The organism is Holdemania filiformis DSM 12042, from assembly GCF_000157995.1.
Classification (GTDB): domain Bacteria; phylum Bacillota_I; class Bacilli_A; order Erysipelotrichales; family Erysipelotrichaceae; genus Holdemania; species Holdemania filiformis.
Genome location: NZ_GG657557.1, coordinates 1,458 through 16,241, shown reverse-complemented (window position 1 = coordinate 16,241; position 14,784 = coordinate 1,458). Strand labels below are relative to the sequence as shown.

Genomic DNA, 14,784 nt, shown 5'->3' with positions numbered 1-14,784 from the left:
GCACAGGGATATGAGATGAAAGTAGAACAAATTTTTGATGATATCCCCTCGCAGCTTCAAAAACATGAAAAGAAATTCAAACTATCCTCCTTAAAAAAAGAAGCCCGTTTCAGGGATTATGAAGAAGCGATTTTTTGGCTGTCTGACGCGATGATAACCAATATCGCCTACAATTCAACAGCACCTGTGCTTGGCTTAAAACTCAACATGGAAAGGATGACATTAAAATGTTATATGGCTGATACCGGGCTTCTGATCAGTCATGCTTTCGATGAAAATGGAATTGTCAGTGAAGAAATTTATAAAAAACTCCTGTTTGATAAATTGGAATTTAATAAAGGGATGATTGTGGAAAATGTTGTAGCACAAATGCTCACCGCTAGCGGACATAAGTTATATTTTTACTCCAATTCTTCCCGGAATGATGCTTCCAGCCGGATGGAAATTGATTTTTTAGTGGCGAAAAGTAAGATTACCAATCGGCATAATATCTCACCGATTGAAGTTAAGTCAAGCAAGAATTACACGCTGACCTCTTTAAAGAAATTCTGTTCTCAATACAAAGAACAGCTGTATATCCCTTATGTGCTGCATCCAGGTGATCTGAAAGAAGAAAATGGAATCACTTATTTACCGCTTTATATGACGCCTTTCCTATAAAACTTCGATTTTGACTCCCGCACAAGAGGCGGGAGTTTGTCGTTAAATCATGGAAAAATCTGAAATCAGGAGAAGTTGAAACACGCGGCACTTTCTAAATGGAAATCAGTCTGCCATTTCTATTTTGTTGATATAAACGGTGAGAAATGGAGATCACAGTGCGGTTGGCAGAAGCCCGGCGTAGCGCTTCCATGACTAACGATTCTGTACCGCTGTCCAGATTGGCGGTGATTTCATCCAGAAGCAGGATGCGCGGATCGGCCGCTACGGCCCGGGCGATCGCTAACAGCTGCAGCTGACCTTGAGAAAAGAGCGCCGGATCCCAGGGCGTTGCCATTCCCTGCGGCAGCTGGGCGATGACCGAGTCCAGACCGACTAACCGTACGGCATGGGCTATCTGATCGGCGGTGATCGTTTCATCAAATAAGGAGATTTGATCGCCGACCGTGCCGCTGGCCGGCCGCAGCGTTTGTTCCACATAACCGAACAATCGCCGTTTCTGACGATCGCTGATCTGATCGGCAGGGGCGCCGAAAATCGTAACGGATCCCTGCTGAGGGGAATATAAACCGAGGATCAATTTAAAAATTGTACTTTTTCCAGCTCCGGTTCGTCCGGCCAGCGTGACCGTTTCTCCCTGTCGGACACAGAACGAACAATCATGCAGGACCGTTTCTTCCTTTTCATAACCGAAGGTAACGTGATTCAGCGCCAGCGCCGGTTCGCCGGTCGGCAGGGCGGAAAGTGTCAGCGTTGCTTCCGGTAGATTCCGCTGCGGCTGGCGGAAGAAAGCTTCGATCCGCTGAATGCCGGCAACCGCTGATTGAATATTCTCAATTTCCATGCCGATGTTTTCCAGGGGCGTGAAAATCTTGCTGACATAGGCGGTGACCGCCACTGCCGAACCCACCGACATGCCGAATAATGAGCGCCAGCCGCCGGACAGCGTCGCCAGGATCATCATGACGGCGACGACAGCGCTGCTGCTGAAAACGATAATCGGCGAATAGACGGAATCATAGAAATTCGCTTTTTCCAGACTTTGATAGCTTGTCTGTAAATGCTGGTCATAGCGGTCTTCCATTCGTTCCTGTTTATTCAGCGAGCGGATCATCCGCAGGCAGTTCAGTGTTTCCGGAACGAGATGATTGACCTGCGCAATCGCTGCGCGGTTCGTTTTTTGAGCCTGAAGCATCCGTTTCTGGAAATGCCGGGTCAAGGCGAACAACAGCGGCGTGATCACGATCAGAAGAAAGCCCAGCCCAAGGCTGCGGGTGAAGATCATGACTAAAACTCCAATCACTTTTAAACTGTCGGCAGCCATATTGAGTACGCCGTTGTCAAACAGCGAACTCAGCGCGTCGACGTCGTTGACGAACAGAGAAACGGTTTTCCCCGCGTCCTCCCGGGTAAAATAAGCTGCCGGCAGAGTATCGAGCTTGGCGCAGAGGTCCTGGCGGACCTGCCGGGTAATTTTCTGTCCCGTGCGGGCGATCATGACGGTCTGCAAAGATTCCAGTATTCCAGCCAGCGCCAGAAACAGGAAATAAGCCAGTGCCGGACCCACGCCGACGGCTTGCCGCAGCGTCAGTTGGTTGACTATTTGTTCGAGCACTAACGGCGGAAGCAGCGCAGCCAGCGTTCCGGCGAGGATTACAATTCCCAATCCGGTGAGAAACAGGCGCTGCTGAGCGATTACAGTGAGGACACTGTTTTTCAGCGCCAGCGAAGTGTTGTTATTTTTCATCGTCATCGCCTGCTTTCTTTTGTTGGGTTTTAACAAGCCGGGCATAAGCGGGATTCTCCGCCATCATCGTCGCAGGATCGGCTATCCGGGCAGTTCCGTTTTCCAGCCAGAGCACTTGATCGAACTGGGCAAAATGGGTCAGACGGTGGGAAATCAACAGGATGATCCGATCTTTGCCCAATTCGCGCAGATTCCGCAGGATTTCGTCTTCCGTGGCGGGATCGACCGCGGAAAACGGATCATCGAGCACCCAGACCGGACGCGGCCGGGCCAGTGTGCGCGCCAGTGCGAGCCGTGCCTGCTGACCGCCGGAGAGCCGTGTTCCCTGTGCGCCAATCTGTGTCTTGAGGCCTTCCGGCATCGCCGCGACTTCCTCCTCCAGCGCGGTAAGCTTTAACCATGGTGCGCAGTCCAGGTCTTCGCCAAGCTGAATGTTTTCCTCAATCGTGTCGCTGAGCAGCTGCGGGGCATGGCCCAGATAGCCGACCAAATGGCTGATCTGTGCGCTGTTGAGCTGCGCTATTTCCAAACCGTTGATCCGCAGACTGCCGGCGTAAGGCAGCTCGCCTAACAACAAGCGGCCCAGCGTCGATTTTCCACAGGCCAGCGGACCAGTGATGCCGATGATCTGTCCGGTGTGAACCTGGAATGACACATGCTCGAATAAGGGCGGCTGGTGAGGATAAGCAAAGCTTAAATCTTCCAATTTTAATTCAGCAGGTCCGGCGGTTGGCGGCAGCGTTGAATCCGGAATCTCTACCGGCTGCAGCTGCGGCTGAATCCGCTGCCAGGATACTTTTGCTTTCTGAACGGCATTGAACAGTTTGGCGGCGTGGGAGCTTTTCAGCGCCAGCCGGGAGAAGCAGGCCAGATAAGTCGTGAAGGCGGCGAGATCCCAGGCAGCCCAGCCAACACCCAATACGTTTTGAGCGCCGCGAAGCAGCACGAAGACGACGCCGGCCATGGCGATGATGTTGTACAACGGCTGCATCGCGTTTTCCCAGGCGCTGGAAACAACCGCGTTTTTCTCCACGACAGCTAATTGATCGCCAAGGGCCTGATCCCGCTGGTTTTCGCAGCCGAAGACCCGATAGGTCAGCGCGTTGCTGACGCGGTCAAGCGTCATCGTGTTGAGCTGGCTGACGCTGTTTTTGTAGGCGGAAGCGCTGCGGGTAATCGGATGCTTTAATTTCTGCGCCAAAAGAGCTGCCAACGGCGCAAACACACAGGCTAAAAGCGTCAGTCGGAGATCATAAGCCATTAACATCCCCAGATAGGCGATCATGACGACGCCGGTATCGAACACTTCAGTCGTAAATTTGCGCATGCCTTCAGCACAGGCATCCACATCGCTGATTGCTTTGGTCATCAGGCTTCCGGCCTCGTCCGCGCTCAAGACGGCCGGATTTTGATAGACAAGATTGCGGTATAGCACCCGCCGCATGGAACGGGCGGTATCGTTGGCAAAACGCCGCACTCCGAACCGCTTGAGACAGCGCGCTCCCTGAACGATCAAAATGACGGTCAGATAGACGGCGGCCAGCTTGATCATGTCGATTCCGCTTTTTTCTCCTGCCAGGACTGCCATTAAACACAGCGTCAGCTGTCCTTCGAAGTAAGGTCCGGCTGTCAGGCCGGCGTTGTAGAGGATGCCGGTCAGCGTGATGCCGGCCAGTACGTGGCGTTCCTGATAAAAATAGGTGCTCAGCCGGTCAGGCCGGCGTTCTCTGTTGGATTTGCGAATCATGGGTTAATCTCCTGCCGGCGCATTCACCCGTTGATTCAGATGTGGGAAACCGGCTTTGCTTTCCGTCTTGCAGCGCAGGTAAAGACGGTTTAATAAGCCTGCGAACGCCTCGCTTTCCGCTTCGCTGAATTCTTCCAGCAGCCAGGCGTAAGCTTCGGCTTCGATCGCGGCTTTGGATTGCTTCAGCGCTTCCGCCTTCGCCGTGGCGCTGAGGCGCCGGGCGCGTTTGTCCTCAGGATCCGGAGTTCGGATCAGATACCCTTTCTGTTCCAGGTTCGCCGCCCGCCGGGCGCAGGCTCCTTTATCAATTCCAAGTACGCTGCGGATGCCGGCCTGAGTGATGCCGGGATTTTTCCGGACGACGTGAATGAAATCCAGTTCCGCGGCGCCGATGCCTTCCGCTTTTAACGAACGGGTGGTGAACTTGTTGACCTCGCGGGCAATTTTTGTGATTTGACGAGCTGTTTTATCCATGATGATCCTCCTTTATTGAACCGACTTTATCCTTGAATACGCGGATTGACAGGTGCTGATGATAGATAGAAAGCAATATAGATGATATTACATCTATTTATATGATAGTACATCTAAATTTCACTGTCAATCTGAATTAAACCTTTCATTGTTTGACGCAGGCTTATCATTTTTGTCTCCATTACTGCGCTTTGCGCAGTCACAAATATTGCAGGAAAGCAAGCTAGATCGCTTTACTTTCACACTTTCATCCCAGCGGTAGTCGCGGACTGAAGGAGGAATTTGACCGGGTTTATTTGTGAATCCGGTTTCCGTCATGAATTTGTAAGACTTCGTAAAGTCGTTGTCATTGAGTTCCCATCCGATTTTAGCTAAAATGAACATACAGACAGTTCGAAAATTGAAAAATGTCTGGGGATCTGCCATGCGGACTACAATTATAAAAGAGAAATAAAAAAATTTAAACTTTTAGCACGTTAAAAGAATCTTATAGAGGGGTAGAAATTTTCTATCGGACGGAAAGGACGATTGGATAGAATGAAAACACAAAGAAGAAGAAAAAAAAGAGGACGCCGGATCAATAAAGGAAATCTGGCGATCCTGATGGTCATCGCGGTTGCCGCTCTGGTTTTGATCGGGGCCGGGATCGGATGGCTGTTGTCGAACCGGGAACCGGCATTTCTGAAGCCGCAGGTTTCTTCTTCGGAAGAACTGAAGGATAAAAGCAAGGATGTTCAGCTGGCGGTTTATTATCCGCAGAGCGCCGACAGCACGTTCCAGGAGGCGCTGGCCCAGAACGCGGAAGTCATTTTCAATGATTTGAAGGCGCAGACTGAGAACTATCAAAAGGAAAAGAAGCCGCTGCTTGTCAAGGCGGATTATCAGATGAATGTGAATCAGGACCGCTATGTTTCACTGGAATACACGATCTCACGCAATGAAAATGAAACAGTACAGGAACAGCGGCAGTCGTATTTATACGATCTGACCGATCACCAGTGGCTCGACGCTTCGTCCTTATTGGATGAGAACGCCCTGAAATGGTTGTCGGCGAATCTGCGCGCTCAGCTGAAGGCGGACGATAACTGGAAGGAAGCGGCGTATACGCTGCCGCTGATTGAAGCGACGGCCTGGGATTCCGGCAACTTCCGGGATTTCACATTAAAAGACGGAATGCTGATCTTTAATTTTCCTGCCGGCAAGCTGGGGGAAAATGCCTACCGCTGGGAGTTTCCGGTTTCCAATTTAGGCGAGCATTTCCTGCTGGACATCGGGCAGGGAGCCTTGCCGGAGAACAATGTCCGGATTGCGCCGCGGGTGATCGATCCCAACAAACCGATGGTCGCGCTGACCTTCGACGACGGGCCGCATCCGACCAACACGCCGCAGCTGATCAATCTTCTGCAGCATTATGATTCGGCGGCTACGTTCTTCATGCAGGGAGTCCGGGTGGAGAAATATCCGGAAACGACGCTGATGGTGATCAACTCCGCCAGCGAAGCGGCATCGCATTCCTACAACCATCCGAAGCTGACGAAGCTGAAGGGCGATAACCTGTTATTTCAGCTCAACCGCACGACGGAACTGGTCCAGGAGCTGACGGGCTGGCAGTACACGATCAAGCATATCCGTCCGCCTTACGGTGCGACCAACGCGACGGTGAAAGAAAATTCAGCTTATCCGTTGATCATGTGGGGCATTGATACGCTCGACTGGAAAACACTCGATCCGGTACAGACGGTGGAGAACACAATGTCCGCGGTGAAAGATGGTTCGATCGTACTGATGCATGATATCCATGCCGAAACGGTGACGGCTGTTGAATCGCTGCTTCCGCAGCTGATCGAAGCGGGTTATCAGCTCGTAACAGTTGATGAACTGCTTCAGGCCAAGGGGGTTGAGGTTTACAACGGTCAGCGTGTCTTCAGCGCTTATGATATTAAGGATTAAGAAGCAATTTGAATTTGATTTGAGGATACACGACAACGGGGCGGAACCAACCCGTTGTTGTTTTTTGAAGATCGAGTCTTTCCCTGATGAAAGACTTGCGGTAACCCCGATCTGAAGGCGCTGATCCTACGCGTCTGTGAGTTGATGGGTTAAATTTTCAGGAAGCCGGCACCGAGGTACTCGTCAGAATTGTTGAGACTGATTTCAGTACCGGGGATTCGGAAAGCTATGCTTATTCCGTACTCGCTTATTTTAAAGTGGAGAAGATCCATTATGCCGTTTCGACATCGCTTTGGGGCAGAGAAACGGCCCAGCCGTTCAGCGATAGCGAGAGTACCGCGCTTAAGGAACAGGCGGCCGCTGAAGTCCGGGCGATTGTCCGTCAGATACAAAAAGGGAATTCCACGCATTGAACGGGAATTCCTTTTAAGTTGAGATGAGGATTGAAGCAGGCCGGATGCGGCAAAGCGGAGGGACAAGTTATTCCACAAGGTTGGTTTGCGCAACATTTTTTTCTTGCCTGCATTTTTTTCTGACTTGTATTGCAGATTAAACGTGCAGCTGGGCGAGCGTTTCCGCCAACGGGGCTAAAAGATGCAGATCGGCATTCTTGTCCATCGACGTCGCCGTCTTGTTGATGACGACAAGCTGATCGCCGTAAAAATAGCGCACCATCGAGGCGGCCGGATAGACGGACAGCGAGGTACCGCAGATGATCAGCACATCGGACTGCTGGATCCAGGTTAACGCTCGGTCCATCACGGCTTCGTCAAGCGCTTCCTCATATAGAACGACGTCCGGCTTCATCAGTCCGCCGCAGACCGGACAGCGCGGCAGATCCTTAGTCTTCAGGATAAAGTCCAGGCCTTCCTCATGATGACAGTTTACGCAGTAATTCCGCATGATCGAGCCATGCAGCTCCGCGACGTGTTGACTGCCGGCGAGGGTATGCAGATTGTCGATGTTCTGCGTCACGACGCCCAGACAACGTCCGGTTTTTTCCAGCTCCGCCATCAAGCGGTGAGCGGCGTTGGGCCGGGCGTTCGGATAAAGCATGCGGCTGCGGTAGAAGCGGTAAAATTCTTTCGGATTCGACTCAAAAAAATGATGACTGATGATTTCCTCCGGCGGGTAATCATACTGTTGCTGATACAATCCGTCAACGCTGCGGAAGTCCGGAATTCCGCTTTCCGTGGACGCACCCGCGCCGGTAAAAAAGACGATGCGCTTCCCTCGATCCAGGATTTCCTGCAGCGCTTGAATCTGTTTTTCCATACTTGTAACTCTCCTTTTCTGATTTTTCCTGTGTTCCAGATTGGTTCAGTTTCTTTTTTGCTTTCTTTAGGATTATCTTTTCATTGGCTGCCGACCGAATTTTATGTTTCCGGTTATCAGGAAGATATCCCGTGAGTCTGCTTCTATTTTATCACGGTTTGACCGCCGCGTTATAATAAAGATAAAGAAGGGATGCATATGCGCGCATTGGTTTTGATGCTGGGCTGGATGTGGAAAACGCCTGAACCCTACGGCCTTTTCCACGCTCTGATGGCGGGATTGGCCGGGCTGAGCGCACTGGGGGCGTGGCGGTTACGCGGATTGAAAGAAAGCCGCCGGCAAAAGCTGTTGTTTTGCCTTGGTGTTCTGTTGGCAGGCGGCGAAGTTCTCAAGCAGGTGTTCCGCTTTCTGATCGTCGATCAGGGTGTGTATAACTGGTGGTATTTTCCATTTCAGCTTTGCAGCATGCCGATCTACCTCTGTCTGCTTCTGCCCCGGCTAAAAAAAGGCCGGCGGACCGTCGTTACTTTCCTGGCGGATTTTGCGCTGCTAGGCGGGATCGCCGTCTATCTTGATCCTTCGGATATGCTCAGTCCGTCTGTGTTTCTGACGCTGTTCTCGTTTCTTTGGCACGATCTGCTGATCGTGATCGGCATCCTGTGCGGAACCAGTGAAGCGATGGAGGATGATTTTCGGGGAGCGCTGAAAATGCTTGGACTCTTCGGATTGCTTGCGGGGATCGCGGAGATGCTGAACGTCACGCTTTCCCGATATGGTGAATTGTCGATGTTTTACCTGTCGCCCAAACTTGCCAACACGCAGCTGGGTTTTTGTGAAATCGCCCGGCTCTGGGGTATTCCGGCAGGGAATTTCTGTTATTTTCTGGCGATGATCGCCGGCGGACTGCTCATTCACACGCTGTGGCGGCGAATCCGGCAAAAAGACAGGTCAACCCGGAAACAGGATGTTTGAGTTTTAAGGGAAAACACGATACAATAAGCGCGGTGAAGAAAATGAATTTTCAGGAAGAATTATGTGCATGGTATAAGATCCACCATCGTGAACTGCCGTTCCGCCAAAGCCGGGATCCTTATGCGATCTGGGTCAGCGAGATCATGGCGCAGCAGACGCGGATCGATTCCATGCTTCCGTATTACAAGCGCTGGATGGAGCGCTGGCCGACGGTCGAAGCGTTAGCGGAAGCGCCGATTGAAGACATCCTGCATGTTTGGCAGGGATTGGGCTATTACAACCGGGCGCGGAAGCTGCATGCGGGTGCGAAAGTCGTAGTTGAACGCTACGGCGGCCTCTTGCCGGCGGATGTTGAACAGCTGCGGACGATTCCCGGGATCGGTTTTTACACCGCCGGGGCGATCGGCAGTATCGCTTACGGTCTGCGGGCTCCGGCTGTCGACGGCAACGTCCTGCGGGTGACGACGCGCGTGCTCCAATATGGCGAGGATATCACGAAGAAGACGACGGCCGATTATGTCTGGCGGCAGGTCTACGATTGGATGGAAGGCAGTAATCCCGCGGTGTTTACCCAGGCGATGATGGAGATCGGAGCGCTGGTCTGCACGCCGAAAAATCCCCAGTGCCTGCTTTGTCCGCTAGCGCCGTTCTGCGGTGCGGGCCAGGATGGCAGCTGGAGTCAATATCCCGTTAAAAAGAAAGCCAAACCGCCGCTGGAGCTGCAGCTGTATACCTATTGGATTGAGAATGACCGCCGCCAGATCCTGCTGAGCGACGATTGGTCGGACGGTCTGATGGAAGGTCTGTACCGTCTGCCGCAGGCCGCAGCGCCGTTGGAACAAACAGATCAGCTTGATTTTGCGGGACAGCGCAAGCATGTGTTCTCCCATCGTGTATGGAAAATGGAATGCTACCGCGGACAATGGGATGATCAGGTCCAGGAAACGCTGCCGGAGCATTGCTTCTGGATCGCCAAGGATCAGCTGGATACGCTTCCGATCGTCGGCGCGCACCGCAAGTGGCTTGACGAAGGCTTGGCAGACGATGCTGAAGCATCCCCGGATAACCCGGAATCTGTTCAGATCAGTGAGGCATCGCTGACGGATCCGGCGGAGACCGCCGGGATTGAAGCTTGTCAGGTTTCTGATGCATCCATAATGGAAAAGAAGAAAAACAAAAAGAAAGGGTAAAAGGACAAGAATATGAATGAACGCGTAGAACGGCTTCAAAAGAAAATGCAGGAGGAAGGTCTGGGAGCCTGTGTCATTTCTGATCACAGCGCTGTGGAATATTTTATCGGACGTCGTTTTTCCTGCGGTGAGCGGCTGATCGCTCTGATCGTAACGACGGAGGGCTTACCCAAGCTGGTGCTCAACGAGTTGTTTCCCTTAGCGCCGCAAACGGATTTTGAGCTTGTCCGCTACAACGATACCGAGGACGGCGTGCAGATCGTTTCCCGGTTCTTAAACGGTAAGGTTGGGATCGACAAGTTCTGGTCCGCCGGCTTTCTGATCCGCTTGATGGCGCTGCGTCCGGATTTGGAAATGGTGGACGGCAATCTCGTCGACCGCATCCGCAGCGTCAAGGATCCTGTGGAACAGGCCAGGATGCGTCAGGCGTCGCTGAATAATGATAAGGTAATGGCGCGGGTGCGCGAGCTGATCCAGGCAGGCAAGAGTGAAAAACAGCTGGAACAGGAAATCAACGCGGCGTTCCGGGAGCTGGCTGACAGCGATCCGTCGTTTGAGACGATCGTCGCGTTCGCGGAAAACTGCGCTGATCCTCACGCCGTACCGTCGGATAAGATTTTAGAAGAAGGCATGTCGGTGATCGTTGACATGGGCTGTAAATTTGAAGGCTATTGTTCAGACATGACGCGCACGTACTTCATCGGCAAGAACACGATGGAAGATGTTTACGATACCGTCCTGCGGGCCAATCTGGCAGGGATTGCGGCAGTGAAGCCGGGCGTGCGGTTCTGCGATATCGACCGGGCCTGCCGCCAGGTGATTGAGGAAGCGGGCTATGGTTCGTATTTTATCCATCGCACCGGGCACGGAATCGGCTTAAGCGTGCATGAACCGTTCGATGTCAGCGCGGTCGATGAAATCGTTGTTGAGGAAGGCATGTGCTTCTCGATCGAACCGGGGATCTATCTGCCGGGCGTCGGCGGGGTACGGATTGAAGATCTGGTGCTGGTGACGAAGGACGGCTGCGAGGTGCTCAACCATGATCCAAAGGATCAGCCGGTGTTATGAGTTTTGGCTTCTATGCGTTCTGGTTTGTGAACCTGGCGGAAATCGTGTTGTGTTTGTGGGATAAATTCTGCGCCCGCACCCATCGCTGGCGGGTTCCAGAAAGGGTGTTTTTTACGCTCGCTTTTCTGGGCGGCGCACTGGGGTTGGGCGCAGGGATGTTGATCGCCCATCACAAGGTCTCCAAGCCTTCGTTTGTCCGGATTGCGGTTTTAGCCGGGATTGAGAATTTAATCGCCGTTGCCGTGATTCTGGCAAACCTCAAATAATTTTGAGATTGTATTTCTAATTGCCGGAAAATTTGTTACACTGTTGATAATGTGAGGTAGCAGGTCTATGAACATGAAGTGGAAAATTACAATGATGGGGTCTTTTACCCTCCGGGTGCGGGGGAAGGAAATCAATTTAGGCGCTGCCATGGGAAAGCAGATTGCTTCCATATTTGCCTATCTGATCCTTCATCGCGATCGGGCGGTTGCCAAGGAACAGTTAATTGAAATCTTCTGGCCGGACAGCCGGAATCCGCTGAACGCGCTGAAGTTCGCCATTTTCCGGCTGCGCAAAGCACTCGAAGAACTGCCGGGTGCGGGCGGCCCGGATTGGATCCAGACGGTCCGGGGCGGTTACCGGTTAAATCCGGCGGCGGATTTTGAATGGGATATCGCCCAGCTGGATAAAATCGCGCTGCGGGCTGACTGCGGCGATGCCAAAGCGTTAGCGGCTCTGGTTCAGGGTGAATTTTTAGCGGATCTGGAAGATTCCTGGATTGCGGAGGAACGCGAACGCCAATGGCAGAAAATCTTAAATACCACCGATAAAATTGCGGAGGAGCTGGAACAGAACGAGCTTTATCCGCAAGCACTGAATCTTTATAAAACCTTATTAGCGGTTGAACCGTTTAATGATCAGGTGAATTATCTGATGCTGCGGGTGATGATCCGGCAGCGTCAGTACAATGAAGCGATTCATTATTATGAACAGGTCGCGGCTGCATTCCAGAAGGAATACGGCATTGAATTTCTGGGTAAATCGCAGGCGCTGATTTATTTTATCAGCGTCGAAAACGGCGAGACCGTGACACTGGACGAACTGGTATCTTCGCTGAATGAGGAAATCAGCGAGCCGCTGGCGTTCTTCTGCGACCGGCCGGTTTTCCAGAAGTTGTATCAGGCGCGGGTGCGGGAAATTCAAAGGTCGCGGGACAGTTTCTATATGATGATGCTGGAACTGGAGTCGCAGGAAGGCTCACAGCCGGAAAATGATCAGCTGGAATATCTAAGCCGGGTGTTGGAAAGCGAACTGCGCAGCAGTGATATTTTCTGCCGGATCTCTAAAAGCCAGTATGCGGTGATGATGAATCTGCGGCGGAAGGAAGACGGCGATATCGCGGCGCAGCGAATCCGCACGCGTTTCCATAAGCGCTACCCGTCGGATCAGGCGAAGCTGGGTTACCATGTCTGTGAAATCCAACCGATGCCGATGCCGGCCGCGGCTTGATTTAAGGGCGATTCCCTGGATTTATCTTATTAAAGCCGAAGCGTATTTATACAATAGGAACTAACAGCCGGTGCCGTCATCGAAGGCGAACCGGTTTTTTGTTACTTTTTCTAAAAAAAAGATTCCCTTGTTACAGGTAAGGGTACTTACTCGAAATTGGGCGAAGAAAAAAAGGTCAGGCAGGATGAAGCTTCATTTAACGCTTTATCCTGCCTGCTTCTTTGTATGGATATTTTATGTCTGCCCGAAACCGAGTAAGAACCACAGGCAAAGCCGGGAATCTTCTGGTATTAAACATCCAGCGCCAATTCCATTCCGTTTTGTCCGCGGCAAGTTGAGCGCCGGGAAAGAAACGGCGGGAAGATTGGATTATTGTGAGAACTGCCGCTTTAACAACGCTTCCTTCAGCGGTTTCATGAAGGTTCTGCCAATCGGAATATGCTGACCATTGGAGAGCAGGATTTCATTGCCGCAGATTTGCTCGATGTGACGGAAGGCGACGATGTAGGAACGATGACACTGGAAGAATTCATCCGGAGGCAGCTGTGCGAGCGCTTCCTGCAGCTTCGCGTACATTTCATAGTGGTCATGCGTGGTCGTGACGATAATCTTGCGGAGTTCCTTTTCAATGCAGAGGATCGAATGAATCGGAATCGGAATGACCTGGCTGCGGCTGTGAAGCATGAAGCTGACTCCGGTCTGAGCTTGGCCCAGCTTCGCCAGCGCCCGATCCAGGGCATCCGGAAGCCGCTGTGCCATCTGCGATTTCAGAACGAAATACAGATGTTCAGTTTCATAAACATCTGAAAAATATTCCAGATAACTGGAAATAAAAATGATCTGCGCTGAGGGCTGGATCAGATTGATTTGCTTGGCAGCGTCGATGCCGGTGATTTCCGGCATTCGAATATCCAGAATATAAAGCTGGATATCGTAAGTTTCGATCTCTTTTAACAGCTGCGCGCCGCTGGTCCAGGTGTGAATCTCAGCTTCAATTTCCCGCATCCCGCACAAACGCTGAATTTCCTGTGAAATCATTCGCAGATGGAGCGGATTATCGTCGCACAAACCGATACAGAGCTTCATATATGTCTCTCCTTTGAGTGTGCATTTATTATATCATTTTCCCGCGGCTGTCAACATTGAATATTCTGACAATTCCTAAAATAATGGGATTCTTTGTTCGGAAAGTCCCTGTTGCGAATGTTTGTAAAAACTGGAAACGGGATATGAAATGCGGTTGCCGTGTCCGCATCCAGTTCAGCCTGCGGATTCCTCGTCAAGCGAACGCAGCGCCGCTTCGGCAGCTTCGCGCATCTGGTCTTTCAAGGACTGCGGCTGCAGAATCCGGACCTTCTGACCAAACTGAAACAACCAGCCTAAAAACGGAGGAGCTGCGCTCAGCGTCAGATTCACATCAAAATCTTGATCAGTAATGCGCGTGATCATGACGTCCTGACCGAACCGATCAAAAACCGTGTTCGCCAGGGATAGATCAAAGCGCAGCGTCATGTTGACCGGTTCGCTGGCGTACATCCCGAAGCTGCGGGCAGCGTATTCCTTCAAATCAAAGGGAATCCGGGGCAGCGGTTCGCTTTGAAGCTGGATCTGTTCCATTTTATCCAGCCGGTAATGCGAGAAGCCGTGATGATGGAATGAGTAACAAACGCAGTAATAGCGCTGGTTCTCCCGGATCAGCGCGTAAGGAAACAGCTGGTAGGTTTGCGATTGTCGGCGGTAGCGCTTTTGTTTATGCACGGTAATATCAAAATAACGGAATTGAATTTCGACATTTTCCCGCAGGGCTTTCAGAATCTGGTCGATGTTCGCAAGGACGTCGGCGCCGGATTCACGGTATTCAGGAAGCAGCGGTGATAACTGCGGCTGTTGATAACGCGAGCATTCCTCTAAAAGAAGCGTGTTGAACTGCCAGGCCTGATCAGCCGAAAGAATGGTCAGCGAACCGACAGCGTCGCTGAGCAGCTTCAGCTGGGCAAGTGTGTAGCGGCGTTTCAGCCAGTAGCCCTGATTTTTTTGATATCGGATGTCCCAGCCGGCCTGGCGCAGAATGTCGATATCGGAATACACGGATTTGCGTTCAGCGCTCATGCCTTTCTGACTGAGCCGGGCGATGATTTCACTGCATTTGAGCGGATGCTCGTTGTCCGCTTCCTGCTGAAGCAAACGCAGAATTTCCAGCAGCTTTT

Annotated in this window: 13 protein-coding genes; 7 read left to right on the top strand and 6 right to left on the bottom strand. The window is 51.9% G+C overall.

The features are described 5' to 3' along the window. Positions 1 to 660 (top strand): DUF4143 domain-containing protein (locus HOLDEFILI_RS09035; RefSeq protein ID WP_006059312.1); only part of this gene is annotated, 660 nt, incomplete at its 5' end. A gap of 94 nt (positions 661 to 754) precedes the next feature. Here HOLDEFILI_RS09035 and HOLDEFILI_RS09030 read toward each other — a convergent pair. Genes HOLDEFILI_RS09030 through HOLDEFILI_RS09020 form a run of 3 tightly spaced genes read right to left on the bottom strand, consistent with a single transcriptional unit; the run spans position 755 to position 4,628 of the window. Continuing rightward, positions 755 to 2,407: an ABC transporter ATP-binding protein gene (locus tag HOLDEFILI_RS09030; RefSeq protein ID WP_156788898.1), complete on the bottom strand. Its 1,653-nt coding sequence runs from the start codon at positions 2,405 to 2,407 to the stop codon at positions 755 to 757. Then, on the bottom strand, positions 2,397 to 4,154 hold the full coding sequence (locus HOLDEFILI_RS09025) for an ABC transporter ATP-binding protein (protein ID WP_006059310.1): 1,758 nt from the start codon (positions 4,152 to 4,154) through the stop codon (positions 2,397 to 2,399). Before HOLDEFILI_RS09025 ends, HOLDEFILI_RS09030 begins: the two co-directional genes overlap by 11 nt. Before the next feature lie 3 nt (positions 4,155 to 4,157). Further along, positions 4,158 to 4,628: a MarR family winged helix-turn-helix transcriptional regulator gene (locus tag HOLDEFILI_RS09020; protein ID WP_006059309.1), complete on the bottom strand. Its 471-nt coding sequence runs from the start codon at positions 4,626 to 4,628 to the stop codon at positions 4,158 to 4,160. A gap of 537 nt (positions 4,629 to 5,165) precedes the next feature. On the opposite strand from HOLDEFILI_RS09020, the gene HOLDEFILI_RS18405 reads away from it, so the two are divergent. After that, positions 5,166 to 6,578: a polysaccharide deacetylase family protein gene (locus HOLDEFILI_RS18405; protein WP_006059307.1), complete on the top strand. Its 1,413-nt coding sequence runs from the start codon at positions 5,166 to 5,168 to the stop codon at positions 6,576 to 6,578. A 549-nt stretch (positions 6,579 to 7,127) separates the two neighbouring features. Here HOLDEFILI_RS18405 and HOLDEFILI_RS09005 read toward each other — a convergent pair. Next, positions 7,128 to 7,853: an NAD-dependent protein deacylase gene (locus tag HOLDEFILI_RS09005; protein WP_006059305.1), complete on the bottom strand. Its 726-nt coding sequence runs from the start codon at positions 7,851 to 7,853 to the stop codon at positions 7,128 to 7,130. Between the two features lie 198 nt (positions 7,854 to 8,051). Here HOLDEFILI_RS09005 and HOLDEFILI_RS09000 point away from each other — a divergent pair, with 198 nt between their 5' ends. The 5 genes from HOLDEFILI_RS09000 (at position 8,052) to HOLDEFILI_RS08980 (ending at position 12,577) form a co-directional block, all read left to right on the top strand. Continuing rightward, positions 8,052 to 8,825, top strand: a complete 774-nt coding sequence (locus HOLDEFILI_RS09000; RefSeq protein WP_039864578.1) for a TMEM164 family acyltransferase — start codon at positions 8,052 to 8,054, stop codon at positions 8,823 to 8,825. A 41-nt stretch (positions 8,826 to 8,866) separates the two neighbouring features. After that, positions 8,867 to 10,015 carry an A/G-specific adenine glycosylase gene (gene mutY, locus HOLDEFILI_RS08995; RefSeq protein ID WP_156788897.1) on the top strand — a complete coding sequence of 383 codons (1,149 nt, stop codon included), beginning with the start codon at positions 8,867 to 8,869 and terminating at the stop codon, positions 10,013 to 10,015. 12 nt (positions 10,016 to 10,027) lie between these two features. Then, a complete protein-coding gene (locus HOLDEFILI_RS08990) occupies positions 10,028 to 11,083 on the top strand; it encodes a M24 family metallopeptidase (protein ID WP_006059301.1) in 1,056 nt (351 codons plus the stop codon). Continuing rightward, a complete protein-coding gene (locus tag HOLDEFILI_RS08985; protein ID WP_006059300.1) occupies positions 11,080 to 11,349 on the top strand; it encodes a DUF1294 domain-containing protein in 270 nt (89 codons plus the stop codon). Before HOLDEFILI_RS08990 ends, HOLDEFILI_RS08985 begins: the two co-directional genes overlap by 4 nt. A gap of 73 nt (positions 11,350 to 11,422) precedes the next feature. Then, complete coding sequence (locus HOLDEFILI_RS08980; protein WP_167317134.1) at positions 11,423 to 12,577, top strand: AfsR/SARP family transcriptional regulator; 1,155 nt, start codon at positions 11,423 to 11,425, stop codon at positions 12,575 to 12,577. A 369-nt stretch (positions 12,578 to 12,946) separates the two neighbouring features. Here the strand turns inward: HOLDEFILI_RS08980 and HOLDEFILI_RS08975 are convergent, their stop codons facing one another. Together HOLDEFILI_RS08975 and HOLDEFILI_RS08970 are read right to left on the bottom strand one after the other, a co-directional pair. Next, a complete protein-coding gene (locus HOLDEFILI_RS08975; RefSeq protein WP_006059298.1) occupies positions 12,947 to 13,663 on the bottom strand; it encodes a LytR/AlgR family response regulator transcription factor in 717 nt (238 codons plus the stop codon). 174 nt (positions 13,664 to 13,837) lie between these two features. Beyond that, positions 13,838 to 14,784 (bottom strand): helix-turn-helix transcriptional regulator (locus HOLDEFILI_RS08970; protein ID WP_006059296.1); only part of this gene is annotated, 947 nt, incomplete at its 5' end.

What these genes read in the sequence shown, in the direction of transcription:
- HOLDEFILI_RS08980 (WP_167317134.1), top strand. Translation starts at nt 11,423, where the DNA reads ATGAAGTGGAAAATTACAATGATGGGGTCTTTTACCCTCCGGGTGCGG.
- HOLDEFILI_RS09030 (WP_156788898.1), bottom strand. Translation starts at nt 2,407, where the DNA reads ATGAAAAATAACAACACTTCGCTGGCGCTGAAAAACAGTGTCCTCACT.
- HOLDEFILI_RS09025 (WP_006059310.1), bottom strand. Translation starts at nt 4,154, where the DNA reads ATGATTCGCAAATCCAACAGAGAACGCCGGCCTGACCGGCTGAGCACC.
- HOLDEFILI_RS08975 (WP_006059298.1), bottom strand. Translation starts at nt 13,663, where the DNA reads ATGAAGCTCTGTATCGGTTTGTGCGACGATAATCCGCTCCATCTGCGA.
- mutY (WP_156788897.1), top strand. Translation starts at nt 8,867, where the DNA reads ATGAATTTTCAGGAAGAATTATGTGCATGGTATAAGATCCACCATCGT.
- HOLDEFILI_RS09020 (WP_006059309.1), bottom strand. Translation starts at nt 4,628, where the DNA reads ATGGATAAAACAGCTCGTCAAATCACAAAAATTGCCCGCGAGGTCAAC.
- HOLDEFILI_RS09005 (WP_006059305.1), bottom strand. Translation starts at nt 7,853, where the DNA reads ATGGAAAAACAGATTCAAGCGCTGCAGGAAATCCTGGATCGAGGGAAG.
- HOLDEFILI_RS08990 (WP_006059301.1), top strand. Translation starts at nt 10,028, where the DNA reads ATGAATGAACGCGTAGAACGGCTTCAAAAGAAAATGCAGGAGGAAGGT.
- HOLDEFILI_RS09000 (WP_039864578.1), top strand. Translation starts at nt 8,052, where the DNA reads ATGCGCGCATTGGTTTTGATGCTGGGCTGGATGTGGAAAACGCCTGAA.
- HOLDEFILI_RS18405 (WP_006059307.1), top strand. Translation starts at nt 5,166, where the DNA reads ATGAAAACACAAAGAAGAAGAAAAAAAAGAGGACGCCGGATCAATAAA.
- HOLDEFILI_RS08985 (WP_006059300.1), top strand. Translation starts at nt 11,080, where the DNA reads ATGAGTTTTGGCTTCTATGCGTTCTGGTTTGTGAACCTGGCGGAAATC.